Raw genomic sequence first — 24808 nt, forward strand, 5'->3', positions numbered from 1 at the left:
TCTAGCCTTTCATGCTATTGAGTGTATCTATATCTAGGCTTTTGTGCTTTTTAAACCACAAGATCACCAAGCCTAAACCCACCGCCACCTCACTAGCGGCTAGGGCAATCATAAAAAGGGCAAAGACTTGCCCTTGTATGTTGTGGATATAGTGTGCGGTGGCGACTAGGGCGACATTGATGGCATTTAACATGATCTCAGTGGAAAAAAATAACATTAAGATATTCTTACGCCTCAACAGCCCTGCTAGCCCAATACAAAACAATAGCCCCGCAAAAACCAAGTAATGCCCCAGTGTGATCACGCCTCATCCTTTAAATGGCTTTTTCTTAAAGCACTGGCTATACCGCCCACCAACGCCACCAAGAGCATCAGCCCCCCAGCTTCAAAAACAACTAAATACTTCCCAAAGAGGGCATAGCCTAGCAGTTTGAGTTGGGGGACATCTTTGGGGTTAGTGAGCAAGTCTTGTGTGGCGTGGTATTCTTTGGCATAATAGGACGCTTGCGCGCTCACATGGTCATTGATCGCCGGCGCGCCCAAAGCCAACACCAGCACCAAGCCCACACCCCCAGCCAAAAACCACGCCAACTTAGGGGCATGCGCGCGCTCAAAGACCTCTTCAGAGGCATTAAAGAACATCATGCCAAAAGCATACATCACAATCACCGCCCCCACATAGACTAAAATCTGCACCACGCCTAGAAACTGCGCATTGAGCAAGAAAAAGAAGGCAGCCACAAAGACCATCGTTACAGCCAGTGCGCTCATGGCATATAAAATATTTTTGGTGGTGATCACCACTAACGCCATGCTCAAAGTGAGAATTGCAAAGAAGTAAAAGGCGATTGTATCAAGCATCTTTGTTTTCCTCTTGGCTGGCTTGTTCCTCTTTGCTGGCATAATCTAGGGGCGTTTGTTGCACCCGTTGGCTAGCATCTACACTGGGCGCACCAAAGCCAGCAAATTCCACATGGCTATGATCTTTAGCGCTCGCCACATCGGTTAAAAACTCCGCCTTGCCCCCAAATTGGGAGCGTTGCACGCTACTATTTTCAAAGCGTTGCCCCATTACGATCGCTAACTCTGGGCAAACCTCTGCACACAATCCGCAATAAATGCACCGCCCTAAATTAATGGTGTAGCTATCAATGTGTTTGCGTTCATCTGCGCCCTTATGGGTGATGATTCGGATGCAATTACTCGTGCAAATCTTCTCACACAACCCACACCCAATGCAACGCTCCGAGCCAGAATCCAAGAGTCGTTGCAAGTGATGCACGGCGCGGTAACGCGGGCTTAAGGGCAAGACCTCCATAGGGTAGTGGATGGTAACCTCTTTGCTAAAAAATTCCTTGATCGTCAAGCCCAAACCCTTAAAGAGGTCTAACCCAAAGCTAGATTTGAGCGTGCCCCATACTTTTTTGGGTGCGCTGTCCTCTTGGGGAGGGTCTTTGAGCCACTTATAAGTTTGTTTTGCCAAGCACTCTCCTTTAAAGCAAAATCACAAGCCCCGTGATGAGGATATTCACTAGAGACAAGGGTAACATGATCTTCCAACACACACGCATGAGCTGATCGGGACGGACATGGGGGAAGGTCGCGCGCGCCCACATCGCCAAAAACACAAAGAAACAGACTTTCAACAAGATCATCACCCCGCCCGGGATAATCCACAACGGATTATACCCCCCAAAGAAAATCAGCGAGATCACAAAACAAAAGGCAAAAAGATGGGCGTATTCGGCTAAGAAAAACATACCCCAACGCAAGCCACTATATTCGGTGCAAAAGCCCGCCACAATTTCGGCTTCATGTTCGAGCAGGTCAAAGGGGGTGCGATTGAGCTCCGCATAGCTGGCAATTAAAAATAAAAAGAAAGCTAGGGGTTGTTTGAAGACTAGCCAATGGGTTAGTCCGCCAGCTTGGTAGTTGTTGATCTCCACTAAAGAGAGCGAGCCTACCACCATCAAGGGGGCTAAAATCGTCAAGGTGCTCACCACCTCAAAGCTCAAAAGCTGGATAGCTGCGCGCGCTGATCCAATTAAAGCGTATTTGCTATTAGAGGCTAGCCCAGCTAGCAAAGGCGCATAAATGCCTGCCGAGCCCACCGCTAGGAAAAAGAGCAGACCGACATTAATATCCGAGATAATGGGCTTAATGGTGTAGCCAAAAATTGTAAAATCCCCAAAAAAGGGAATGGGAGCCATGCACACAAAGGCACTCACCATCGCAATTACGGGGGCTAGAGAAAAGATCAAGCGGTTGGCATGTTGGGGGATCACATCTTCTTTGGTGAAAAGCTTGATCGCATCGGCGATCACTTGCAAGAGCCCAAAAGGACCGACATAGGTCGGACCTAGTCGGCGTTGGAAAATGGCTAACACCTTGCGTTCTAAATAAGTCCCAAACGCCCCTAAGCCCGCAAAGACCAAGATAACCACTAAGATTTTGAGTAAAGTCTCTATGATATAAGCGCTCATGCGCCCTCCACTTGTAAATTCGCAAACCAGCCATCTTTGAAAATACCTGCCTTGTCTAAACTGGGGCTCACCACGAATACAGCTTGTTCTAAGGCGCGATCGACAAACAGCGGACCTTCTAGCTTTAAATCCCCACAACTCAGGCAGATATTCTCCCCCTCTTTAATCCCTAAACTCTCCAAATACGCTTGGGAGGTATAAATCCCCTCTTTGAGCTGGAGATTTTGGCTAAACAGAGTGCCTAAGCCAAATTGGCTTTGGGGATATTGGCAATAGGCATTGAAAGCAAGGGGTGTGTTTGGGCTAATGGGCTGGGCTTGGGTGGGGCTTTCTTGTTGGGGGATTTTAAGGGTATAGCCCCTTAAATTGCTTTTGTCATTGCTATAGGCATTGAGCAGATCATCATAGGCGATGGGTTGGTAACCCTTTTCTTGGGGCAATAGGTGGGTATAATCTATTAAACTCTCGCCCAAAAGCCCAAAATGTTGGGCGATGTCGCTTAGATCGTAGCCCTCAAATTTGAGTGCGGGTCTTAGGGGCAACAAACGCCCTTCAAAATTGGTGGTGCTCCCCTCTAATTGGTTAAAACTAGGCAAAATAAAATCCACCCGGTGGGCTTGGTTAAAATCACTATCTAGGGTGTAATCTGCCCGTGCGCGCACGCCCACGCTAGGACTCTCTAAGCCCTCTTGTTTGTCTAGTTGGCAGATGGAGGCGATGCCCAGAGCATTGGGTGTTGGGGGGATCAAGATGATCTTCACTTTGGGGTGCTTGGCGATCTCTTGGAGCATTAAAGCCATGTTTTTGGCTTGGGGGTGGGTGTAAATTTCTTTGCCAATAATGAGGGCAATTTGATTAGCCTTGCCTAAAAAGCTATGCATTTTGTCATAGATTTCTAATCTAAGCTCGCTATCCTTGAATAATTTGTAGAATATCTTAGGCTCGGTGGGCTTTTCTAGGTCGCAAACTTGCGGGACTTCAAAAGAGCTCGCCAAGATGGGCTCTAGACAGGGGCTAGAGATACCTAAAGCTAACATCAAAGCCCCCAAAATCAATTCTTCAACCCCATACATGCAAATGGGTAACACACTGCGGCAAATCTTGGTGATGTCTTGATCTAAGATCGGATGGGCGTAAATTAGACTAGCTTTATTGACCTTGAGCGCATTAGAGATGGCGTATTTGATGAGCGGGTTTTCGTTTCTAATTTGTGATCCCAGGGTGAAAATCGCATTGGCACTTCTAATACTCTCTACACTCTCACAAGGCATGCCAAATGTGTTTAAAAACTCTTGGAACAGACGCACGGGCTCATTATAAAGCTTAAAGCCCAATTTGGCACGCATGTATTCGATCAAGTAGGCTTCTTCATTGAGCAAATCGCCCCCGATTAATACAGATTTAGCCTCCTTGAATCGTTGCACCGCCTCTAATAAGTCCGGGCTACCCTTTTTGCTCGAGGAACAATCAAAGGCAAAACGCCCCGCCCCACAGATGGGATTATGGTAAAAGTCATTACCCACACGGAAGATTTTTTGATCCTCACCTAAAGTGTCAAAATGGCGCACCTCATAGTCAATCAAACACCCTGCCGCACAATGCATGCAAGTGGAGTCGATGTGTTTGAGCTCCCAAGCATTGGCTTTATAGCTAAAATCCTTATAGACAATCGCGCCCACCGGGCACACAGAAATACACTCCCCGCAATCAAAACAAGGGGTGTTGCCTACAAAGCCAATCATCCCCTTTTGTTTGCGACTCCACACGCTAAAGGGGTCTTTGGGCATGCTAGCTTTAAATTTATCCGGGGCGTGCAAATCCGCCTTCACTGCCTTTAAATTAGCATCCCCGATATTATCGCTACAAGTGGTTACACAGCGTTCGCACATGATGCACAAATTGGGATCGTAAGAGGCTTGCGCCCAAAAGGCAAAGGGCTTTAAGTTATCCCGCACACTAAAGGGCTGGGTTTCAACCTGCATGCGCATGGTCATATCCTGCAACTCGCACTCCCCGCTTTTATCACACACCCCACACTCTAGGGGGTGATTGACATCGTAAGTTTGCATGATCATCTTGCGCTCGGCTTTGATAGCGGGGGTGTTGGTGCAGATTTTACTATTGGGTTTGGCTTTGGTGTTACAACCATAAACCCGCTTGCCATCCACCTCCACCATGCACATCTTGCACGCCACGGTGGGGCAACACCCACTCAGATAGCAAATAGCCGGGATATACACCCCCGCACTCCTAGCGGCCTCTAAGATGGTTTGCCCCTCTTTAAACTCGATGGTTTGCCCGTCTATCTCTACGCTTGGCATGCACTAGCCTTTTTAACCACTAAAGTCCAATCTACGCGGTTAAACCGCAAAGAATTAAGCAAGAGATCGCCCCTTTTTTGGATAAATTCCGCACTCTGCTCCACAATATCAAAATCCACCACTTCTAACATGAAAATCACCACCTCATCTGCAGCCACGCTAGCATCCATGATCGCCCCTAAGCGATTCAAGACCGCCTCATTGGGCTCATCTCTTAAAGGGCGTAAATCAAAACGCCTCATCGATCCACCTCCCCAAAGACGGCATTACTCGATCCGATGATAGTAACCGCATCGGCTAGATACTGCCCCACCAAAACATCTTGCAACGATCCAATATGAAAGAAACTCGGGGCGCGGATTTTGAGGCGATAAGGGTAGGGCTCACCCTCTGAATGGATAAAAAAGCCCAGCTCGCCCTTGGGCGATTCGGTGGGGGCATAAACCTCGCCCTTGGGCGGGCGCATCCCTTGGGTTACTAAGACAAAATGTTGCATCAAGGCGTAGTTTTGGGTCATGATATCCTCTTTGGGCGCGCTGATATAGTGGGGGGCGTGTGCCATGATCGTGGTGTTGGTGGGTGCATACAAGGGGATCAGCTGTTCTAACATCCGTAAGGATTGCTCGATCTCAAACATATAGAGCAAGTAGCGATCGTAGCTATCCCCGTGGTTGCCCACCGGAATATCAAAATCCAGTTCGCTATAAAGTTCATAGGGCTCTTCTTTACGGATGTCATAGGCGATCCCAGTCGCGCGCAACATGATCCCACTCGCCCCCCACGACTTTGCCTGTTCTTTAGTGAGCGTGCCCACATTCTCCAAGCGTGCGCGCCAAATGCGGTTACTATCTAGCAAGCCACTAATGAGTTTGTGCATCTCACGGACCTCTTGGATGAATTTTTTTAAACCCTCTAGCCAGTTAGGCGGTAAATCCAAAGGCACGCCCCCAATGCGGATCGCATTATGTGTGAGCCGTGCCCCGCAATAATCCTCCATCAAGTCTAACCCATATTCACGGGTTTTAAAGCAATACAAAAACACCGACATTGCGCCCACATCAAGGGCATGCACGCTTAAGAAAAACACATGGGAGATCACGCGGTTTAGTTCTAATAAAATCGTGCGGATCACTTGGGCACGGCGGGGGATTTCTAGCCCCAAGAGTTTTTCCACCGCATAGGCAAAGGCGTAGTTATTGCTGGTTGATGAGGTGTAATCAAGGCGATCGGTGGTGGGCATGTATTCATTGTAGATCATATTCTCGCCCAGCTTTTCACAACCCCGATGCAAGTAGCCAATATCAGGCGTGGCTTTAATGATTTTCTCCCCATCCAGCTCTAAGATCAGACGCAGTTGCCCATGTGATGAGGGGTGTTGGGGACCAAAGTTGATCACCATTTGGTCATCATCGCGTTCAAAGATCACATTTTCAAACTGGGGTTTGAGTTTGGTAAAAATCTGTGCCATTAGGGACGCTCTTTAAGCTCTGTGGGCTCTTTTGTGTGTAAGTCTTTGACAAACAAGGACTTTTGGAAGGTGTATTTACTGGGGTTATCCTCCAAAGGCAAACCCTTAGATTGTTCATGCCCGATCTTAGAGAAGTTAAAGGTGTCTTTTTCATCCACCCGTGCGCTATCTCTTTGCTCGGGTCCAATAACTTCGCGGTATTCCTTGCCAAAAATCTTATCCACCTCATACCAAGCGGCATGTTCATCCCCCTTAAGCGGATAAGACTTACGCAAGGGGTGCCCCACCCAATCCTCGGGCATTAAAATACGGCACAAATGCGGGTGATCTTTAAAGATGATCCCAAACATATCATAAGCCTCTCTCTCACTCCACAAAGCCGATCTAAAGAGATGGCTGAGAGTGTCCATTTGTTCGTTCTCTAAGAGCGTGCATTTCAAGCGCACCCGCCGTTTCCCCGCAAAGTTAGGGGCAAAGGACACAAACTGGTAAAATAGCTCAAACTCCCCTCTTTTTTCCAAAAAGTCAATTGCGCTCATCTCGCTCAAGGTTTCATACCCCAGCCGTTTAAGATAACCCGCTACACCGACCAAGTCGCTTTTTTGCACCCAAAAGACCGCACAATCTAATTCTAAAAAGTGTTGCAAAATCGGGTAAGAATAGCTCAAATGGTTGTAGATCACCTCATAGGGCGTGCCAATCAAAGATTTCTTAGGCGTGTCAGGGACGACATGGAACCTATCAGAATAATGCACTTGCCTTTGCATATTGGCATTGGGGCGTTGTTTTCTAATCATTATCAGCCTTAGATCAAGCGTTTGGGGTTAGGGGTGGGGAGGGCTTTAGCCCGGCGGATCTTATCTTGCAACACCATAAGGGCATATTGCAGGGTCTCTGGGCGGGGTGCGCACCCGGGCAAGTAAATATCCACGGGGATAATGCGATCCACGCCCTGCACGGTTGCGTAGGTGTTAAACATCCCCCCCGTGTTCGCACATGAGCCCATTGAGATCACCCATTTGGGTTCGGGCATTTGGTCATAAAGCCTACGGGTGAATTCGGCATGCTTTTTGGTCAAAGTCCCGGCGATAATCATCACATCGGACTGGCGGGGGGAGGCTCTAAAGATCGTGCCAAATCTATCAAAGTCAAAACGCGAGCCCCCGGTCGCCATCATCTCAATGGCACAACATGCCAACCCATAAGTGAGGGGCCAAAGCGAGTTGCTGCGCCCCCAGTTTAAAAGCTTGTCTAGCGTGCTAAGAGCAATGGGCAACCCGCTATTTTTCAAATAACTTATTTCATGCTGTGCCATTCGAGTGCTCCTCTCTTTAAAGCATAGATAAAGCCAATGGTGAGCAAGAAAAGAAAGCTCAACATCTCAAAAAAGCCAAAAAAGCCCAATTCTTTAAAATCCAACGCCCACGGGAACATGAAGACAATCTCCACATCAAAGAGGATAAAGAGCATCGCCATCACATAGAACTGGTGGGAGATGCGGTTTTGTTGCTTTAGAGCAATGGGCCCGCATTCATAGGGCGCAAGCTTGAGTTTTTCATTCTTGCGTTTGGCTAAAGCACGGCTGATATAACGCTGGATTTTTAAAGTCCAATTAAAGACCAAGAAACTAAAGACCAATAAGATAAAGACCCCAAAATAGGGGTGTTCTACAACGCCTTCTGCTTGCAAACACTAACTCCAACTAAACCAATCTAAATGAGTATTAAAGCATAATTTAATTAATTAAAACTTTGAAAACCCTCCTAACCTATAAAACATTTTTAAGTTTTTTTCCATACCAGTCTTTATGCCTATCGCTTGCCTTTAAATCTTGCATGCACCTTGTAACCAAAATACAAGCACAAACATGCTACAAATCCCCATATCTTGGGTTACCAAAAGAGATGGCAAACAAATTTTTATGGATTAAAATGGATCAAAATATCATAGAGAACTTGTATCTTCGTTGCCTTGATAAAGGATATTGTCAAGACAAAAGCGATAGTGATTAATGGTGGAGCTAAGAGTGGGGAAAATTTTAGGGCTTTTGTGTTTCTTGGTTAATGTGGCGTGGGGTTTGGGTTGTAAGACTAACCCAAATTACCATTGGGACGCTGTGCTCGATGTTGCAAGTGATTTTGCGAAAAAATTTAAGGATAATGACCAAAGTACATGGGGCGTGCAATATGTGCTAGAGAAAAGTCAAGCCGTGGTGGGTGGGATCACTTATTGCGGGGCTGTGGTGCGTGGTTATCAGGCCGGCAAAATCATTAACTATAATCCCTCCCATGGTGGTCCGACGGCTGGACTTGACTTGAGCTTCATGTGTTTTGGATTTAGTCGGGGGACTAAGTGGTATAAGGGCTCTTGCCTGATGTTAAACAATGAATCTCCCTTATCTATCATTGACATGGAGTTTAAAAAAGATGCAGTTCTCTTGCACTTGCGTGAGGACTATCAGGCATGCGCTGATGAGGCAGATACGATAGGTCGAGAAAATGGCATCGACCGCGCGCACTTTACTTTTAAACCCTTTAAGGGTCGTTATGTTTTGACAACACTCGATGTCCAAAACAACGACAACCCAATCGATCCTGTTTATCGCCAAAAGAGAGATCGCATGAAAATTTTCATGGACACCATGGAAGAAAATATTTTGGAAGACTTAGTGATGCGTTGCGAAGATAAGGGGTATTGCAAGGAGGATTAATGGCGAGGCTAAGAGTGGGGAGGGTTTTAGGGCTTTTGTGCCTTCTAGTTAATTTGGCATGGGGCTTGGAGTGTGCTTATAATACCTCTTATAACAAAATAGAGCGTTTTGCCCAAAAGCTTGATTCTAATTTTGACCCCGATGGGGGCAACTATTCTAAAACAGCCCATATCCTAGAGGTGAGTCGAGCCTATGTAGGGAAGACTTTGTATTGTGGTGTTGTGATGCGTTTGTTGGTTGCTGAGGAAAATATGCGCTTGATGTGCTTTAATATCAGCTTTCAAATCACAGACTCTGCTCTTCAAGCAAGAGGGCGATCGCTATGTTTTGTACAGCTACACCGGCACTATTGATGAAGACAAGCCCGATCCCTTTTATCGCCAAAAACGCGATGGCAAGAAAATTTATATCAAGAAAATTTATATGGACGCAATTGATAATGGCGTGCTAGACACACTAGAGGATCATTGTTATAAAAAACATGACTGCCAAACATGGGATGAGAAACATGGGATTGAGTAAGTGGGCATGGGCTTTAGTGCTCTGCCTTACTTGGGGTAACACGCAACCTTGCGCCTGCCTGACAGACTATTCTAGTGCATTAGACACTTTGGGTACGCAGCTATCTAAAGCACTAGCCCCAAATCCTAAGCTAAACCCAAAAGATTACCTCTCTTATGTTGTCAAGGGCACTATCCAGTTTAAGACCCCCGATCCCTTTGTTCTCTTTGGCTATGCTGCACACAATCAAGATTACAGCAAAAACGGGTTTTGTGTGGGTTTGGGCACCCGATCTAATTTCCATACAAATTTTTGTCTAGTCAGCACGCGCTCTAAGGGTTGGTATATTAGTCCCTTTTGGCTAGATAAAGGGTTATTGCACATTGAGTTTAGCAGGGAGCAGAGTGGGCATTTAGAATACAACCATCTAATTTTTACTCAAAAAGATCAAACCTTTTTCTTGCAACGCTTTTATCGCCAAAACTACCCTAGCCAAACCTCCATCTCCCCACTCTATGACAAACTTAGAGTGGGGATCAAGAGTGCCACTTTGTATTATAGCTCCAAGTATAGCCCGACTCAAATCCCAATGGATGACATCAGCGACACACTCTTAACGCGTTTGCAAACAGAGTGCCCACACAGCCAACCCTGTTTAAAGGCACGCCAAGAAGAACCCCTAAGCCTTGAGCAAATGCGCGCCCACATTGACCCCTGGCTTAAAGAGATAGCCCAACAAATAGGCATGCCAACAAATTCTAAGAAAATGTGGCTCGTCTCTCAAGCCCTCATTTTTAACCAACAAAAGTATCTGCTAGGCATAGACAGCCTCCAAGACAAAAATAAAAGCATTTTTTGCTTGGGGATTTTCCATGGGCAAGAGGTGCGCAAGGGGTTTTGTTTGCAAGCTTTCACAAAAGAACCTAGCATTGAGCTTTCATGTGAGAAGTCTTTGTTAAAAATCCAAATAAATACCAAGTCAGCCATCCAACGATACCTTATTTTCCAAGCTATTCAAGATCAATTTTATTTACGCCAATACTATGAGGTGTTTTTAGCCCAAGATGATCTTAAAATCCCGCACAAAATAGGAGAAAAATTGTATTACAACCAAGAGAGAGACAAGCAACAAATCCCCATGCAAACTCTTAGTACCCCGCTTTTAGAGAAACTTAGGCTTGCATGCGTGCAACATAACTTATGCCAAACCCCCTTGCTGGAACCATGAGCGCAGCACTTGATTGGATACAAGCCTTGATCTTGGCTTTGGTGGGCTTCTTTACGGGTGTTACAGCGGGTTTCTTTGGCATTGGTGGGGGCGAGATTGTCGTGCCTGCGGCTATTTTTGCCGGCTTTAGCTACAGCCATGCAGTGGGGATTTCTCTCTCCCAAATGCTCTGTTCCTCTTTAATTGGCTCGATCATCAATTATAAAAAGGGCTTGTTGGATTTAAAAGAGGGGTTTTTTGCTGCCATTGGGGGATTGATGGGGGCGATCTTGGGGAGCTTTTTACTCAAGTGGATTGACGATCGCATTTTGATGGGAGTCTTTGTGGTGGTGGTGTGCTACACTTTTATCAAATATGCTTTCAGCCATGCGGACACTTCCGATCATTCTAATGCGCATTTTAAAATGCACTCTAAGCCCCAAAATTTTACGGCTACAAAATCCTTTACATGGGGGATTAGCGAGAAACATGGGATTTTAGCCTTAGCTGGCTTGATAACTGGGATTTTTTCTATCCCTCTGGGGATGGGTGGGGGGATTTTAATGGTGCCTTTTTTGGGCTATTTTTTAAAGTATAGCACCCAAAAGATCGTGCCTTTGGGGCTCTTTTTTGTGATCTTTTCTTCGCTTTCAGGGGTCATCTCTTTATACCACTCCGGCGTGTTAGACGATCGCGCCCTGCAAGCTGGATCGATCACGGGGCTAGGCGCGCTACTGGGGGTGGGCATAGGAATCAAACTCATTTTACTAGCCAATGAGCGGATTCATAAAATCCTCCTACTTTGCATTTACGCCCTAAGCATTATGGCAACTTTATACCAGTTGATCAAGGCATGGGTTTAGAGTAGCGATAATAGACCGCACATGCCCCCTCAGAACTCACCATGCATGCGCCAATGGGGTGGGTGGGGGTGCAGGCCGTGCCAAAAAGGGAGCAATCAAGGGGTTTGAGCACGCCCTTTAAAATATCCCCACACAAACAAAGTTTATGATCAAGGCGGGCAGTTTGGGGTAGGTGTTCTTTAAACACAATCTCGGCATCCAAATTGGCATAACGGGGGCGCAAACCCATTCCAGAAAAGGGGATTTCCCCCAATCCACGCCATGCAAATGCACGGGGTTGCATCACCTCTCCAACTAAATTTTGCGCCCTCAAGTTGCCCTGCATGCTCACCACACGGCTATATTGAATCTCTAGTTGGGTGCGCCCTTCTAGCACTTGTTTTAAGAGCATGTAAATCCCCTCCAGCATATCCACTGGTTCAAACCCAGCCACCACAACGGGGAGTTGGTGTTCTTGCACAAAAGGCGCATAAATCTTAGCCCCGCTGATCACGCTCACATGGGAGGGGGCAATGAGCGCATGGATTTGGTGTTTAGAATTTAAAATGGCGCGCACACTGGGGGGCACGAGCACATGGTTTAGATGGAAAAAGAGATTATTAAGTTGGCGTTTTTGGGCTTGCTGGATTAAGCTTGCGCTCATAGGGGTCGTGGTCTCAAAACCGATGGCAATAAAAACCACTTTTTTACTGGGGTTATCTTGCGCAATCTGCAAAACTTGCAAGGGGCTATAGACAAAACGCACATCTTTGCCCTGTGCTCTGACTTGTTGTAAGCTGGCTTGGCTTCCGGGGACTCTGATGAGATCGGCTAGGGTTACAACAATGCTATTGGGCATGCACGCTAAAGCGATGGCTTGATCGATACGCAATTTAGGCATCACACACACAGGGCAACCCGGACCATGCACAAAATTTAATGCGGGTTCTAGGAGCGTGCCCAATCCATAGCGCATTAGCGTGTGCGTGTGCCCCCCACACACTTCCATAATGTTTAGGGGGCGTAGGGGCGGGGGGAGTTGCTGGGCTAGGTTTTGGATTTTGGCTATGAAAGCCAAAATCACATCTTGATTTCTAAAGGCATCGATGAGATTAGGAGTCATCATCCATGTTGGCGATCATTTGCTGGTAAAGGGCTAGGGACTCTTGGGCATCTTGTTGGTCTATCTTGCCCATCACAAACCCCACATGCAAGAGCACAAAATCCCCCACATCTACTGGTTCATCCATCAAATCCAAGCTTGCCTCGCGTTGCACGCCCATGGTCTCTACAAGGGCGGTGCTACCCTCAATGGCGATCACCTTAGAGGGGATGGCTAGACACACTTCAGATTCCCTAAAACGAATGCTCGGATTGGTAATTTTGATCGCGTCTTTGGACCAAGAAGTCCTTAAAGGCTTGCAAAGAGCTAGGGTCTTTGGCACTCAAGGTAAAAATGGGCGTTTGGGGTTTGAGTTTGTCCATGTCCTCTTGTACTTGTGCCACTCTAAAGCCAAAGACATCCATTAAGTCCGCCTTGCTCACCACCACCGCATCGGCGCATAAAAACATCGTGGGGTATTTAAGCACCTTATCATCTCCCTCAGGCGTGGAGAGCAAAACAATATTCATTGCTGCGCCCAAGTTATAACTAGAGGGGCAAACCAAATTCCCCACATTCTCAATGATGAGGTAATCACTTTGTGCGATCGCCCCCTTTTGTTTGAGGATATCATAAGCCCCCTCAATCATGGCAGCCTCCAAGTGGCACGCCTCACCTGTGGTGATCTGCTGGGCGGCCACGCCTTTTTTAACCAGTCTGTCCGCATCGCGATTGGTTTGTAAATCCCCCTCAATCACACAGAATTTAAAATCCACAAAGCTGGCAAGATTTTCTAATAGCGTGGTTTTACCACTGCCGGGCGAACTCATAAAATTAAGCACATACAGCCCGTCTTGAGCGTAGCGTTTTTTCATCTCCAACGCTTTTAAGTCATTCTTGCTTAAGATTTTTTCGACCACCTTGACATCTTTTTTGCTCAAATTAGGGTTGTTATTGAGCGATTGGGTTCTAGTGTCTAGCATGTGTTACTCCTAAGAATTTTTGGTGCATGCTAGCACAAAAGATTAAATCTAATACCCACACCCCAACTTATGGATGCCAATCTAGCCGTTCTGCACGCTGGGGGATCAACGCCCATAAATCCCCCTCTTTTAAGGTTGGGGGTGTTTGTAAAGAATTAAGGGGCAAGGAAATAATTTGTCTTTCTAAAACCAATTCCACACTCTGCCCCTTAATCTCTAGCACCCGTGCGCATAGCCCCTCTTGGGTTTTAAAATCACGCATAAGGCATGTGTGTTTTTGGGGCTTTTCTTCAATCCAAATCAAATTGTGGGCGAGTTTGTGGACTTCTAGCAGATCGTGGGTGATGATTAAAGTTGTGAGCTTGAAATGCGCGCTGATGTATTTGAGTTGTTCTTGCAAATGCGCCCGTGTATCCGCATCCAAAGCGCTCAAGGGTTCATCTAGGCATAAAAGGGCGTTTTGTTGGTCTAAAATACGCACCAACGCCCGTGCGAGGGCGACTCGTTGGATTTGCCCGCCTGAGAGCATGGGGGTGGGGTGTTTTAAAAGCCCTTTTAGACCCATTAGGCTAATCACTTCCTCAATGCGTGCTTGGTGGCGTGGGTTGCCAAAAATGATATTTTCATAGACATTTAAATGCGGGAAAAGCGCGCCATCTTGGAAGACAAAGCCCAAGGGGCGTTTTTGTGGCGGGAGACAAATTTTTTTAGTGGTATCCAGCCACACCGATTCATTAAAACGGATATAGCCCGTTTGGACTAACTCCAATCCGGCTAAAATGCGCAAAAAGGAGCTTTTACCCGCCCCCGAGGGGCCACACAGCACGCTAATTTGTTGGGTTTTTAAATCTAGGTTAGCCTCTAGCTCAAAAGGACCCCTAGCCCCCTCTAGCTGTTTGCTAAACTCGATATGGAGCAAGGGCTACCACTCCCAACCCCCGCCAATACGGAAGGCTAAGTAAGTGGGGATTTTGAGGTTGCTAAGACCCCCTAAGAAACCTCCTGAACCCCCTAAGCTATCTAAGTTGTTAAAGGCAATCATCTTGAGGCTGGATTGCACGGAAATATCCAACACTCTAAAGAAGCGCAAGCCCCCGGTCAAAATCACGCCCTCATGGAGCCCCTCTTTAGAAACATTCCCCATTGCCCCAAACTTGATACCAAACCATTTCCAATTTGCCATGATACCCCCACCAATCATCTGGCTACGCCTACCAATCATGAGGGTTTTATTGTTGGTCAAATCAAAATCCACAGCTAAATTTAGCCACTTCCAGCGATACCCCAGCCCTAAACGCACCTGTGGATCGATTCGCATATCCGAGATAGCCGAGTTATAGCGGATTTTGGGGGCGTTTAAGTATTTGCCCACAAGCCCGATCGTAAAGCCCTTAATGCGGTAAGCTGTGCCCAAATCTAGCCCAAAGTGGCTTTGTTGCACCACATCACTAAAATTAAAGCTAAAATTAGACAACAAGCCTTTTATCTGAGGAATTAAGCTCTGCAGATTCCCTGCTAAACCCATCCCATAGCTTAGGGTGTAAAGATACCTCAAGGCTACACCCACAGAGAGTTTGCCCCCTTTGTGGAAATCAAACCCATAGGCATAGCCAAAGGGCACGCTCCCAATAGCTAAGCCCCTAAGTGCTGCGGCATTTTTGGCATTGGGTGAGAGCAAAGAGGAGTTATAAAAATCTCTTTGGTTGCTTTGGCTCAAAGTCAGACTATTTTTACTTGCTCCAATCTGGATAAAGGGGGGCACATGCGCACCCGGGGGCATGGGGGGCAAACCGATAATAGAGGTGGGGATAATGATTTGGTTATATTTGGGATTTACTAACAAGCTACCCCCCACAAAGGCACTGGCAAAAATCCCGATCCCAAAAGTCCCAATCCCCCCCTTGCGTTTCACTTTAGGGTGGATTTGCAACACAAAGCCATTTTGAGAAGCCAAATGAACCCCATTGCTCTTAATAGAATTGTTGATGAGATTAGCCATCTCCACTAGGGTTTGAGCCGCCTTCCCTTCATTGGCATTGATCGTAATGCTAGAACTCTGACCAGTAATAAATTTTGTCATGCCCTCAGCGTGGGATTGGAATAACTGATTTAAAGCTTCTGTATTTTTACCTAAGGCAGACCCACTGAGTGCTTTGGAGACTAACTCTAAAAAACTCTCCTGCCCTATAGAGGCCCCAAAGCTGTACCCAAATTTCGTTCGGGAGTCTATATCCAAGAGTGCGGGGTTATAGTAAAGCCCCCAACTGGAGTTTTCTAAAGCGACCCCAGCACCCCCCATTCCAAAACTGGTATCCCCCATTTGGCCAAATTCAAGCCCTTCCAGTCCTCCACAAGCCAGAGCACAATAAAACAACACTCTTTTTGCAGACACAACAGCCATAAAACCCCTTTACTCTAATATTAACCAGCTTTGGGCTTAGTATTTACTCAGCGTTAAACCAGTTATGCCTAGATTGTAGCATATTCCACCCTAGATCGCCAAAGTAGCCCGCCCCTCTTTAATCGACTTTAACCTAAGATAGGCTAAAATGAAACCTATTTTCTAAAAATGGGGCAAAAAATGAGATTGAAAGCCAACCATGTCCGTTATATCGTGAATAAGATCGCCCAAGATTTAATCCAATCGCCCTTACTAGAACTCAAAGGCACGCTAGAACGCTTAACCCAACTCACCCACCAAGTGGTGCAAGACAATGTGGATCAAGAGAGTGCCATCGATCACAAGGTCCGCGACCTGCTAGAAGAAAAACTAGATGAGATTGAATTTATGCGCATGGATGAACGGCAATTATTTTGGGAGGCTAAAAGGCGTGTAGCCGCCCAAAGGGATTTTGTGCTGGGCTGGGAAGATCGCTGTAATGTCCTTTCCCACCAGATTTTAGAAAAAATCCTAGATGAGGACCTATTCATGTTCTCTGTTTCAGAAAATATGATCCGCAATCTCATTTTTAAATCCATCGACACCTATGCCAAGCTTTATGAAAGCGTGGAATTAGAGGTGAGCGAAAAGATCAAGCATTATAAACGCAAGCTCCCTGTGGGTAGCGATGAATACGAATTGGTTTTTGAGCGCATGTATGAGGAGGAATTGAGGCGCAAAGGCTTTTTGTAATGGCGCGGATTCTATTTGAAAATGGCATTTTGTTAGAAGCCCAGAGCTTTGGCGCGCCCGGGGTCGTGGTGGGCGAAGCGGTGTTTAACACGGCGATGAGCGGGTATGAAGAAGTGATCAGCGATCCTAGTTATAGCGGGCAATTTGTCATCTTTAGCGTGCCTGAGATTGGGGTGGTGGGGGTCAATGGGCAGGATTGCCAATCCCAACACAACTTTTGTGCGGGGGTGGTGGTGCGCCATTACCCTACGCGTTATTCTAATTTTAGAGCCAAGCAGAGTTTGGGGGCGTTTTTAAACCAACATGGGGTTTTGGGGATTAGCGGAGTGGATACGCGTGCGCTAGTGGGCATGCTTAGAGATGAGGGGGCGATGCAGGCGATCATCTCCACCCAAGATTTAGACAGGCATGAGTTGCAAACTTTGCTGGATCACGCCACCAAAATAGCTAATTTGCACCTCATCCCCTCACTGACCCACCCCAAACCCAACACGCAAGGGGTGTTTGATTTTAGGGCACTAGATTACCCCACCCTCAACCCGCCCTTTTGTGTGGGGGTGTTAGATTTTGGAGTCAAACAAAATATTTTAAATAATTTGGTGCAAGTGGGCTTAAAACCGCTGTGTTTTGCCCCCGATAGCAAGGCGCACACGCTCATTGAGGCTTATCAAAGGGGGGAAATTAGAGGGATTTTGATCTCCAATGGTCCGGGCGATCCGCTCAAACTCACGCGTGCCACCCAAGAGATCGCCACTCTCATAGAGGCTAAGATTCCCATGTTGGGCATTTGTCTAGGACACCAGCTTTTAAGCATCGCACATGGATTCCCCACCTACAAACTGCGTTTTGGACACCATGGGAGCAACCACCCCGTGCTCAATTTAGCCACAAGACGCATCGAGATCAGCGCGCAAAATCACAATTATTGTGTGAGCGATCACATCAGCCAAGTGGCTACAATCACGCACCAAAACCTTTTTGATGGCACGATTGAAGGCGTGCGTTACCTAGATGCGCCGATTTTTTCGGTGCAACACCATCCTGAGGCTAGCCCGGGTCCTAGCGATGGGTTGTATATCTTTAAAGAATTTGCAAGGTTGGTAAGTCATGCAAACACCTGATAATCAAGGGATTTCCATCTTGTTCGCAGAAATTGAAGAAGAGTTGCTTAACTTGGAGGGCCATCTAGGAGAAGTCGTCCAAGAACTTGAGGAGTTAGGGCACTATTTAGATGCCCTAGAGGCGCGGTTTCGCAAATCTTAAATTTTGCTAGTGGAGTTCCTTTTCTGCGTGGCGACTCCCAAAAGTTACAGCCTTGTTGAGTAAAGCTAGGGCTTTTTGAGAATCCTCATGGACACCATACCCCTTTTTATAAGCCTCGCCCAAGTGGTAGAGCACAATCCCTAGCATTTTGCGCCCATAGGCGTTATAGTGCTTGGTTTTGAGGGCTTGTAAATCTAGCGTGCCTTTCTGGCGTGCCAAATCGAGGGCTAAATTCTGGTAAATTTGGAAGGCGTGTTTATAATCTTGGGGCACGCCCTTACCCTCTTGATACATCTTGGCCAAATGGAGTTTGGCAAAGATAATGGCTGGTGCGCTCCCCTCTTCGCCCTTAGCCTGGCTCATCTCAATTGCCTTTTCAAAATACTGCTTGGCTTTATTGTAGTCCTTAGCCACGCCCTTACCTTTTTTGTACAAATGCCCCAAATAAGCCGTGCCTAGCGGGTCGCCCTGATCACTTGCCTTTTGATAAAGCTCAAAGGCTTTATGGTATTCATGCTGTTTTTCTGCTTGCTTGCCCTGATTGATCAAATTATCTTGAGCCCATATAGGCGTGCTGGCCAATAACGCCCCACAGAATGCCGCACATGCCCAATGTTTTAAACCCAATACCATGTTTGCTCCTTAAAAATGAATCGTCAGCCACAACTAACCGCCCTATTCTAACACAAGCCTTCAATTTTAGAGGAGTTTTTGCTATAATAGCCCGCTACTTTCTTTCAATCCCAAACAATCTGACAACATCATAAGGAACAGAGTGGAAAAAATACTAGACATTGTAGAGTTGATCGCCTATGAAAAAGGCTTGAGCCCAGAGGTGATTAAAGATGTGGTGAAAAATAGCATTTTAAAGGTGGCTAGGGAGTGCATTGACACCCGCGCTCATTTTGTGGTCGATGATTCTAACAAGGATTTAGCCCTCTTGCATGCGGTGGAAGTGTGCGCTGATGGCGATCCCAAATTAGATCAAGACCCCACTAACACCATCGCACTCAGCCAAGCGCACAAAGACGACCCGTCCTTAAAACCCAGTGATATTTTGCACTATGAAATCAGTTTGAAGGACATGAAACGCAGCGCGGTCAATGCCCTTTTTAAGGATTTGGAATTTAATATCCAAAAAAGCCTAGAAGACCAATACTTCCAAAAGTATAAAGCCATGCTCAACACGATCGTTAAGGGTGTGGTGTTGAGCGTGGATGAGGCGCAAAATACCTATGTTGAGATTGAGAACATGCAGGCGGTCCTTGCCCTTAAAAACCGTATCAAGGGCGAGAGTTTCAAGGTGGGCGATAGCGTGCGCGCGATTTTAAAGAATGTGCGTTTCAGCAAGCAGGGCTTGATCTTGGAACTCTCCCGCACCACGCCTAAATTTTTAGAAGCCCTTTTGCACCTAGAGGTCCCCGAAATTGCGGATAAAGAAATTGAGGTGATGGGGATTGCGCGTATCCCGGGTGATCGTGCCAAATTAGCCCTGCGATCGCTCAATAACCAAATTGACCCCATCGGGGCGACCGTGGGCGTTAAGGGCGTGCGGATCAACGCCATTAGCAAGGAGCTTTGTAGCGAAAACATCGATTGCGTGCATTATAATGAAGTGCCTGAAATTTACATCGCTAACGCCCTATCCCCTGCCCATGTGATCAAGATCAAGCTGGCTCAAGAGGGCAAAAAAAGCGCGCTAGTAACCCTTTATGGCGATCAAAAGAGCAAGGCGATCGGGCGTAATGGCGTGAATGTGCGTTTGGCGTGCATGCTGACCGGCTATGATATTGATTTTGATGTGTTAGAGCCCAAAGAAAGCGCGCCCAAAGTGCCTGAAAAAGTGGGCTTGAGCATGCTAGAATCCCTTTTTAGCAAAACCCCCGCCACACCCTCAGATCAACAAGGGGGCGAGTAAAAAACCCAAGCCCACAGAAAGGGCGATCATCAGCACCCCGGGCAAAAAGAAGGGGTGGTTGAAAATGTATCTGCCAATGCGTGTGCTCCCCGTGTCATCCATTTGCACCGCCCCTAAAAGCGTGGGGTAGGTGGGGAGCACAAAAAGAGCCGAAGTCGCCACAAAGGAAGCCACCAAAATATAAACCCCGTGTGGGTGTTCAGGGGTTAGCCCCATGGCCACAATCACGCTGGGGATCAATGCCTTTGTGGTGGCTGCTTGGGAGTAAAGGAGCATGCTGGTCAAAAACAACCCCACGGCGAGCAAAAAGGGGTAGTGGCTAAGTAGGTTGGAGGCGAGGGCTTTAATGGGATCGATATAGGCTTTCACAAAGGTATCCCCCAGCCATGCCACGCCCAAAACGCACACGCACGCGCTCAAACCCGCCTTAAAAGTGCTGGTTTGTACCAAATCGCCACATTTGATTTTGCAAAACAGCGCGATCAGGGTTGCAATACCCAACATAAAGCTAATGATAGCCGCATCTCTGTGCAAAACAACAGGTTTGATCCAACCCACATTTTTAGAAATGGCGGTTGCATAGAGCACCACCGCCACAATGCCCAAAACAAAAATGAGCACCGAGAGTTTAGCACTCTTGGGGGCTTCTTTATGCGTGTGGGTATTTGGGGCGTGTTTTTCAAAAGATTCACTTAAGCGGCTGGACAAAAGCGTGCTGACAATTAAGGAGGTGAGCAAGCAGGCAGCAAGCGTGGTGGGGATGCAAATGGCTAGCAAGATCGGGTAGGAAACCCCCAAGGGCTCTAAAAAGCCACTCATGGCAATTACAGCAGCCGAAACTGGGCTAGCCGTGATGGCTATTTGGCTAGCAACCACAGCTAAGGAGAGCGGGTAGCAGGGCTTGATATTTTGCCCCTTAGCCACTTCCACAATCACGGGCAACACTGAAAAAGAAGTGTGCCCCGTGCCCGCTAGTATTGTGAGCATGTAAGTTACTAAGGGGGCTAGGTAGTTAATGTATCTAGGATTTTTACGCAAAATTTTTTCAGCTAGACTCACCAAATAATCCAACCCCCCAGCTAGTTGCATCGCCGCAATCGCCCCGATGACCGCCATGATGATCAAGATCACATCCCAAGGAATGTTCCCGGGTTTGAGCCCAAAGCCCAGACTCAAAACCACCACGCCCAAGCCACCCGCATAGCCAATCCCCATCCCACCTAAACGCACACCTAGAAAGATGGCTCCTAAGAGCACCAATAATTCCAATCCAAACAACACCGCACATGCTCCCGCCTAGAATATGGCAAACTTAAATTATAACCTAAAGGAGTTTTAGATAAAATATTGAGTATCAATGTGTTAGGGGAAGTGATGAATAAGTTTTTCATGACGGGTTTTTTCGTGTCGTGCTTGGGCGTGTTTTTGGTTACCAATGCTTTGCAGGCTAAAGAAGAGGTGCAAACCCAACAGCACAGCAAGCACCTCAAAAAAAATAGCAAGCCCACCACCCAAGAGCGGCTCAATGCGCTCAAAAAGTTTTCCAATGTGGTGGAGCAGATCGAGCATTATTATGTCGATGAGGTGGGCATTAATGACATCGTGGATAAAGCCATCGATGGTTTGCTCAGTAACTTGGATGCGCATTCCTCCTATTTGACCGCTAAGAAATTCCGCGATTTTAGAGCCCAAACCGATGGCGAGTTTGGCGGGCTAGGAATCACCGTGGGGATTCGCGATGGTGCGCTAACCGTCATCGCGCCCCTAGATGATACCCCCGCTTTTAGAGCCGGGATCAAGGCAGGCGATGTGATCTTAAAAATCAATGCTGAGAGCACGCTCAATATGAGCATTGATGATGCAGTGAATTTAATGCGGGGCAAGCCCAAAACCCCCATTGAGCTAACCCTTGTGCGTAAGTCTGAGCCTAAGCCCATTGTCGTCAAAATATTACGCGATATTATCAAAATTAAATCCGTGCATGCCAAGTGGATTGAGGGCACGAAGTTTTTATACTTACGCGTCAATTCCTTTGATCGCAATGTGGTTAAAAGTGCCATGGCTGAACTTAAAAAGGCCAAGCAAGCCCACCGCTTAGAGGGCGTGGTGTTGGATTTGCGCTCCAATCCGGGTGGGTTGCTCAACCAAGCCATCGATCTATCCAATCTCTTTATCAAGCATGGGGTTATTGTCTCCCAAAAAGGGCGGGTGCAATCTGAGGACATCGAATACCGCGCCAATGGCCGCGCCCCTTATGCGAACTTGCCCATCACGGTTTTAGTCAATAGCGGGACAGCCAGTGCCAGCGAGATTGTCTCCGGGGCCTTGCAAGATCACAAGCGTGCGATCATTATTGGAGAAGACACCTTTGGTAAGGGGAGCGTGCAAACCACCTTCCCAGTGGGCAAGGAGGAAGCGATTAAAATCACCATTGCGCGCTATTACTTGCCCAGTGGGCGCACCATCCAAGCCGTGGGCATCAAACCTGACATCGTGATCCCTGCTGGTCCCGTGCCCCAAGATAAAAACAGCTTTAGTTTGAAAGAGGCGGATCTCAAACACCACTTGCAACAAGAGCTCCAAGAACTCAATGCTAAGGATCAAAAGAACAACAAACAGGGCAAAGGAGAGGGTAAGGAGAGCGTGGTGAGCGCCAAAGACATCAGTGAGGATATCCAGCTTAAAATTGGGATTGATATGCTAAAAGTTTGGGATATTTTCATGGCCTCTAAAGAGGTTGCTAAAAAGTAAGCTGTGTTGAAGTTTTTTTTCTTTGTGCTTTTAGCACTCCTGCCTTGTTGGACCAATCCAAGTGCTGAGAAGGCTAAGGTCATCTACCTAAAAGCCTTGAATGCCCAAGAACTGAGCAGTAAGCCCGTGTATGTGGGGCAGACTATCTCCATTACTTATGATTTGCTATTGTTCTCACAAGCCAAATTTCTAGGTGCGGAGTTGCTTAAAATCCCCAATCCCAAACAACTCAAACGCTTAAACTTCACCCCCCAGTGGAAGTCTTTGGGTAATGATAATTTTAGTGCGACCTACCAATACAAGGTGATGGGGCTCCATGCCGAAATTCCTGCACTTAAAGTGAGTGCGTTTTCGCAAGAACAAGGCTTTGTGGATACTTCCAGCGTCCCTAGCATCCCCTTGCAAGTGGTGAATCTTTCCCAAAATCCCAATTATGTCGGTGTGGTGGCGCGTGATTTCCAAGTGGTGAGCCACAAGGTGAAAGAATATGACAGCCAAAATAACATTTTGGTTTTTGAGATCAAGGCACAGGAGGCCAATTTAGAGGATTTGAAAATCCCGGGAGGGACCAAGCAAGGCTTTGAGAGTTCGCATTTTGGCATAGGCGAATCGCATGGGATTTATTATTGCATTTTACCCAAGAGCATGCGCCAACTCTCCTTTAGCTATTTTGCGCTCAACCAAGAACAATTCAAACCCGTGCAATTTTCCTTGATCCCCATTGTGGAGACCATCAGCACGCAGAGCAACCTCAAGCCCAAAAATAATCTTTTCTTGTTTTCTAACTTCGTGTTGGGGTTTTTGTTGCTATTTGTGGCGGTGCTGTATTTTGTTACACGCTACAAAAATACAAGTTTGGTGGTGGCACTGCTCTTGGTGGGGGCGTTGTTGTGGAATATCTTTTCGGGTTACAAAAATGCGGTGCTCTTGCCCCACACGGAGATCAAGATTTTACCCACAGACAACTCGACCATTCTGACCATCACCACGCATTCCATACCGGTTAAAATTATCGGATCGCATGCGCAATATGATAAAATCCTGACTCAAGATGAGAGAATTGGCTGGGTGAAAAAAACAAATGTGGAATAGGATTCGCGGGGTTTATGCCCTCTTGGTCGTGGGTTTGGGGCTGGGTTTTATTATTTTGATGAATTTTTTAACCCGCAAGCATAATAATTGCCGTGCTACGCGCAAGTGGTGCCGCTCGTTCTTTTGGTTCATGGGCGCACCTTTGGAAAAAGTGGGCGAATTTGATTTGAGTGCTAATTTAATTGTGCTCAACCACCAAAGCATCATTGATATTATTTGCCTAGAGGGCTACCACCCACGCAATATTTGTTGGGTGGCTAAAAAAGAATTAGGCGATTTGCCCTATTATGGCTATGCGCTCAAAACCCCGCAGATGATTTTAATCGATCGGCAAGATAAGAGGGGATTAGCCTCTTTGCTCAAAATGGCTAAGGAAAAATTAGAACAAGATCGGCCTTTGGTGATCTTTCCAGAGGGCACAAGGGGGCAGGGTGGGGAGAAATTTTTACCCTTTAAGCCCGGGGCAAAATTATTAGCCGAGCGTTTCAAGCTCAAAATCCAGCCGATTTTGCTTATCAACACACGCAAGATTTTTAATAGCAAGCCCCTAGAATCCACACACACGCGCTTAAGAATGGTGTTATTAGAGGCTTACAAGCCTGATTTTAATACGGATTGGTATTCCGCATTAGAAGAGCGTATGCAGCAAGCGTATTTACAACATTACCAAGAACTGGGTTCTTGAGTTTTATGGGCGAACATGCTATAATCGCATTTTTGGGGTGTTAGCTCAGTTTGGGAGAGCGCAACGCTGGCAGCGTTGAGGTCAGGGGTTCGAGCCCCCTACACTCCACCATCTTTAAAACCTAGACCGCTTGAATCTTGAAATTTTAAATAAGCATAAATAGCATTTATGTTGTGGCAAAAAGTGCCCCCGCAACCCGTATCTCTATCTGCATGGTAGATTTTCAATGGTGTGTCAAAGTGGTGGTTATTGCTGGGTTTTGCCCTACTTTCCCACCCTTACAAAGTGCTTGACATACTCTCCCATAACTAAAGTTAGGGGATTCTAGCTTTAGTGGAGATCGCGGCTT

29 protein-coding genes and 1 tRNA gene are annotated in these 24808 nt (G+C 46.8%); 13 read left to right on the forward strand and 17 right to left on the reverse strand.

Going from position 1 to position 24808, the window contains the following annotated elements; genetic code table 11:
• Window position 1: 1 nt before the first annotated feature.
• The 10 genes from nuoK to C5684_RS02355 are packed head-to-tail and all read right to left on the reverse strand — an operon-like array spanning window position 2 to window position 7961.
• Window positions 2-304, reverse strand: a complete 303-nt coding sequence (gene nuoK, locus C5684_RS02310; RefSeq protein WP_013891238.1) for an NADH-quinone oxidoreductase subunit NuoK — start codon at window positions 302-304, stop codon at window positions 2-4.
• Window positions 301-861, reverse strand: coding sequence for an NADH-quinone oxidoreductase subunit J (locus C5684_RS02315; RefSeq protein ID WP_104639300.1), 561 nt, complete (start codon window positions 859-861; stop codon window positions 301-303). The genes nuoK and C5684_RS02315 overlap by 4 nt, the downstream gene beginning before the upstream one ends.
• On the reverse strand, window positions 854-1483 hold the full coding sequence (gene nuoI, locus C5684_RS02320) for an NADH-quinone oxidoreductase subunit NuoI (RefSeq protein ID WP_006015842.1): 630 nt from the start codon (window positions 1481-1483) through the stop codon (window positions 854-856). The genes C5684_RS02315 and nuoI overlap by 8 nt, the downstream gene beginning before the upstream one ends.
• A gap of 10 nt (window positions 1484-1493) precedes the next feature.
• Window positions 1494-2483: an NADH-quinone oxidoreductase subunit NuoH gene (gene nuoH, locus C5684_RS02325; RefSeq protein ID WP_104628913.1), complete on the reverse strand. Its 990-nt coding sequence runs from the start codon at window positions 2481-2483 to the stop codon at window positions 1494-1496.
• Entirely contained in the window at window positions 2480-4804 is a 2325-nt protein-coding gene (locus C5684_RS02330) for an NADH-quinone oxidoreductase subunit G (protein ID WP_104639301.1), read from the reverse strand. The genes nuoH and C5684_RS02330 overlap by 4 nt, the downstream gene beginning before the upstream one ends.
• Complete coding sequence (locus tag C5684_RS02335; protein ID WP_104639302.1) at window positions 4792-5046, reverse strand: NADH-ubiquinone oxidoreductase subunit E family protein; 255 nt, start codon at window positions 5044-5046, stop codon at window positions 4792-4794. Before C5684_RS02335 ends, C5684_RS02330 begins: the two co-directional genes overlap by 13 nt.
• Window positions 5043-6272, reverse strand: a complete 1230-nt coding sequence (nuoD, locus tag C5684_RS02340) for an NADH dehydrogenase (quinone) subunit D (protein WP_013891244.1) — start codon at window positions 6270-6272, stop codon at window positions 5043-5045. Before nuoD ends, C5684_RS02335 begins: the two co-directional genes overlap by 4 nt.
• Window positions 6272-7069 carry an NADH-quinone oxidoreductase subunit C gene (locus C5684_RS02345; protein WP_006015828.1) on the reverse strand — a complete coding sequence of 266 codons (798 nt, stop codon included), beginning with the start codon at window positions 7067-7069 and terminating at the stop codon, window positions 6272-6274. Before C5684_RS02345 ends, nuoD begins: the two co-directional genes overlap by 1 nt.
• An 8-nt stretch (window positions 7070-7077) precedes the next feature.
• Entirely contained in the window at window positions 7078-7587 is a 510-nt protein-coding gene (locus C5684_RS02350) for a NuoB/complex I 20 kDa subunit family protein (protein ID WP_006015822.1), read from the reverse strand.
• The gene (locus C5684_RS02355; protein ID WP_013891245.1) at window positions 7569-7961 is read right to left on the reverse strand and encodes an NAD(P)H-quinone oxidoreductase subunit 3; all 393 of its coding nucleotides are present in this window, start codon (window positions 7959-7961) and stop codon (window positions 7569-7571) included. The genes C5684_RS02350 and C5684_RS02355 overlap by 19 nt, the downstream gene beginning before the upstream one ends.
• A gap of 337 nt (window positions 7962-8298) precedes the next feature.
• Here C5684_RS02355 and C5684_RS02360 point away from each other — a divergent pair, with 337 nt between their 5' ends.
• The 5 genes from C5684_RS02360 to C5684_RS02380 are packed head-to-tail and all read left to right on the forward strand — an operon-like array spanning window position 8299 to window position 11553.
• Window positions 8299-8982, forward strand: coding sequence for a hypothetical protein (locus tag C5684_RS02360; RefSeq protein WP_233708634.1), 684 nt, complete (start codon window positions 8299-8301; stop codon window positions 8980-8982).
• Window positions 8982-9335 carry a hypothetical protein gene (locus C5684_RS02365; RefSeq protein WP_013891247.1) on the forward strand — a complete coding sequence of 118 codons (354 nt, stop codon included), beginning with the start codon at window positions 8982-8984 and terminating at the stop codon, window positions 9333-9335. Before C5684_RS02360 ends, C5684_RS02365 begins: the two co-directional genes overlap by 1 nt.
• Window positions 9310-9504, forward strand: a complete 195-nt coding sequence (locus C5684_RS02370; RefSeq protein ID WP_013891248.1) for a hypothetical protein — start codon at window positions 9310-9312, stop codon at window positions 9502-9504. Before C5684_RS02365 ends, C5684_RS02370 begins: the two co-directional genes overlap by 26 nt.
• A complete protein-coding gene (locus tag C5684_RS02375) occupies window positions 9491-10711 on the forward strand; it encodes a hypothetical protein (protein ID WP_104639303.1) in 1221 nt (406 codons plus the stop codon). Before C5684_RS02370 ends, C5684_RS02375 begins: the two co-directional genes overlap by 14 nt.
• A complete protein-coding gene (locus C5684_RS02380) occupies window positions 10708-11553 on the forward strand; it encodes a sulfite exporter TauE/SafE family protein (protein WP_041602889.1) in 846 nt (281 codons plus the stop codon). Before C5684_RS02375 ends, C5684_RS02380 begins: the two co-directional genes overlap by 4 nt.
• On the opposite strand, the gene hypD is transcribed toward C5684_RS02380, so the two are convergent.
• From hypD to traF, 5 genes are all read right to left on the reverse strand, one after another.
• Window positions 11537-12658 (reverse strand): hydrogenase formation protein HypD, encoded by a 1122-nt coding sequence (gene hypD / locus C5684_RS02385; RefSeq protein WP_013889515.1) that lies wholly within the window; start codon window positions 12656-12658, stop codon window positions 11537-11539. The genes C5684_RS02380 and hypD overlap by 17 nt on opposite strands.
• A complete protein-coding gene (locus C5684_RS02390) occupies window positions 12645-12878 on the reverse strand; it encodes a HypC/HybG/HupF family hydrogenase formation chaperone (RefSeq protein WP_013889516.1) in 234 nt (77 codons plus the stop codon). Before C5684_RS02390 ends, hypD begins: the two co-directional genes overlap by 14 nt.
• Before the next feature lie 10 nt (window positions 12879-12888).
• Window positions 12889-13617, reverse strand: a complete 729-nt coding sequence (gene hypB, locus C5684_RS02395; RefSeq protein WP_013889517.1) for a hydrogenase nickel incorporation protein HypB — start codon at window positions 13615-13617, stop codon at window positions 12889-12891.
• Window positions 13618-13684: 67 nt separating this feature from the next.
• Window positions 13685-14536, reverse strand: a complete 852-nt coding sequence (locus C5684_RS02400; RefSeq protein ID WP_104639304.1) for an ATP-binding cassette domain-containing protein — start codon at window positions 14534-14536, stop codon at window positions 13685-13687.
• A gap of 3 nt (window positions 14537-14539) precedes the next feature.
• A complete protein-coding gene (gene traF / locus C5684_RS02405; RefSeq protein ID WP_104639305.1) occupies window positions 14540-16018 on the reverse strand; it encodes a conjugal transfer protein TraF in 1479 nt (492 codons plus the stop codon).
• 180 nt (window positions 16019-16198) lie between these two features.
• On the opposite strand from traF, the gene C5684_RS02410 reads away from it, so the two are divergent.
• From C5684_RS02410 to C5684_RS09275, 3 genes are read left to right on the forward strand one after another with little or no spacing between them, the layout of a single operon-like run.
• Window positions 16199-16750, forward strand: a complete 552-nt coding sequence (locus C5684_RS02410; protein WP_104706766.1) for a DUF507 family protein — start codon at window positions 16199-16201, stop codon at window positions 16748-16750.
• Window positions 16750-17871, forward strand: coding sequence for a glutamine-hydrolyzing carbamoyl-phosphate synthase small subunit (carA, locus tag C5684_RS02415; protein ID WP_104639307.1), 1122 nt, complete (start codon window positions 16750-16752; stop codon window positions 17869-17871). The genes C5684_RS02410 and carA overlap by 1 nt, the downstream gene beginning before the upstream one ends.
• Window positions 17858-18013 (forward strand): hypothetical protein, encoded by a 156-nt coding sequence (locus C5684_RS09275; protein ID WP_199764468.1) that lies wholly within the window; start codon window positions 17858-17860, stop codon window positions 18011-18013. The genes carA and C5684_RS09275 overlap by 14 nt, the downstream gene beginning before the upstream one ends.
• A 6-nt stretch (window positions 18014-18019) precedes the next feature.
• Here the strand turns inward: C5684_RS09275 and C5684_RS02420 are convergent, their stop codons facing one another.
• The gene (locus C5684_RS02420) at window positions 18020-18646 is read right to left on the reverse strand and encodes a tetratricopeptide repeat protein (RefSeq protein ID WP_104639308.1); all 627 of its coding nucleotides are present in this window, start codon (window positions 18644-18646) and stop codon (window positions 18020-18022) included.
• A 142-nt stretch (window positions 18647-18788) separates the two neighbouring features.
• On the opposite strand from C5684_RS02420, the gene nusA reads away from it, so the two are divergent.
• On the forward strand, window positions 18789-19931 hold the full coding sequence (gene nusA / locus C5684_RS02425; RefSeq protein WP_104639309.1) for a transcription termination factor NusA: 1143 nt from the start codon (window positions 18789-18791) through the stop codon (window positions 19929-19931).
• Here nusA and C5684_RS02430 read toward each other — a convergent pair.
• A complete protein-coding gene (locus tag C5684_RS02430; protein ID WP_104639315.1) occupies window positions 19908-21209 on the reverse strand; it encodes an anaerobic C4-dicarboxylate transporter in 1302 nt (433 codons plus the stop codon). The two genes, nusA and C5684_RS02430, sit on opposite strands and share 24 nt — an antisense overlap.
• Before the next feature lie 96 nt (window positions 21210-21305).
• Between C5684_RS02430 and C5684_RS02435 the strand changes: the two genes are divergently transcribed.
• From C5684_RS02435 to C5684_RS02450, 4 genes are all read left to right on the forward strand, one after another.
• Window positions 21306-22682 carry a S41 family peptidase gene (locus C5684_RS02435; protein WP_104639310.1) on the forward strand — a complete coding sequence of 459 codons (1377 nt, stop codon included), beginning with the start codon at window positions 21306-21308 and terminating at the stop codon, window positions 22680-22682.
• Between the two features lie 3 nt (window positions 22683-22685).
• Window positions 22686-23774 carry a hypothetical protein gene (locus tag C5684_RS02440; protein ID WP_233708635.1) on the forward strand — a complete coding sequence of 363 codons (1089 nt, stop codon included), beginning with the start codon at window positions 22686-22688 and terminating at the stop codon, window positions 23772-23774.
• Entirely contained in the window at window positions 23764-24459 is a 696-nt protein-coding gene (locus C5684_RS02445; RefSeq protein ID WP_104639312.1) for a lysophospholipid acyltransferase family protein, read from the forward strand. Before C5684_RS02440 ends, C5684_RS02445 begins: the two co-directional genes overlap by 11 nt.
• A 34-nt stretch (window positions 24460-24493) precedes the next feature.
• Window positions 24494-24570: transfer RNA gene (locus C5684_RS02450), tRNA-Ala, on the forward strand.
• The last annotated feature ends 238 nt before the right edge of the window (window positions 24571-24808 follow it).

It is taken from the genome of Helicobacter bizzozeronii (assembly GCF_900196775.1).
GTDB lineage: Bacteria > Campylobacterota > Campylobacteria > Campylobacterales > Helicobacteraceae > Helicobacter > Helicobacter bizzozeronii.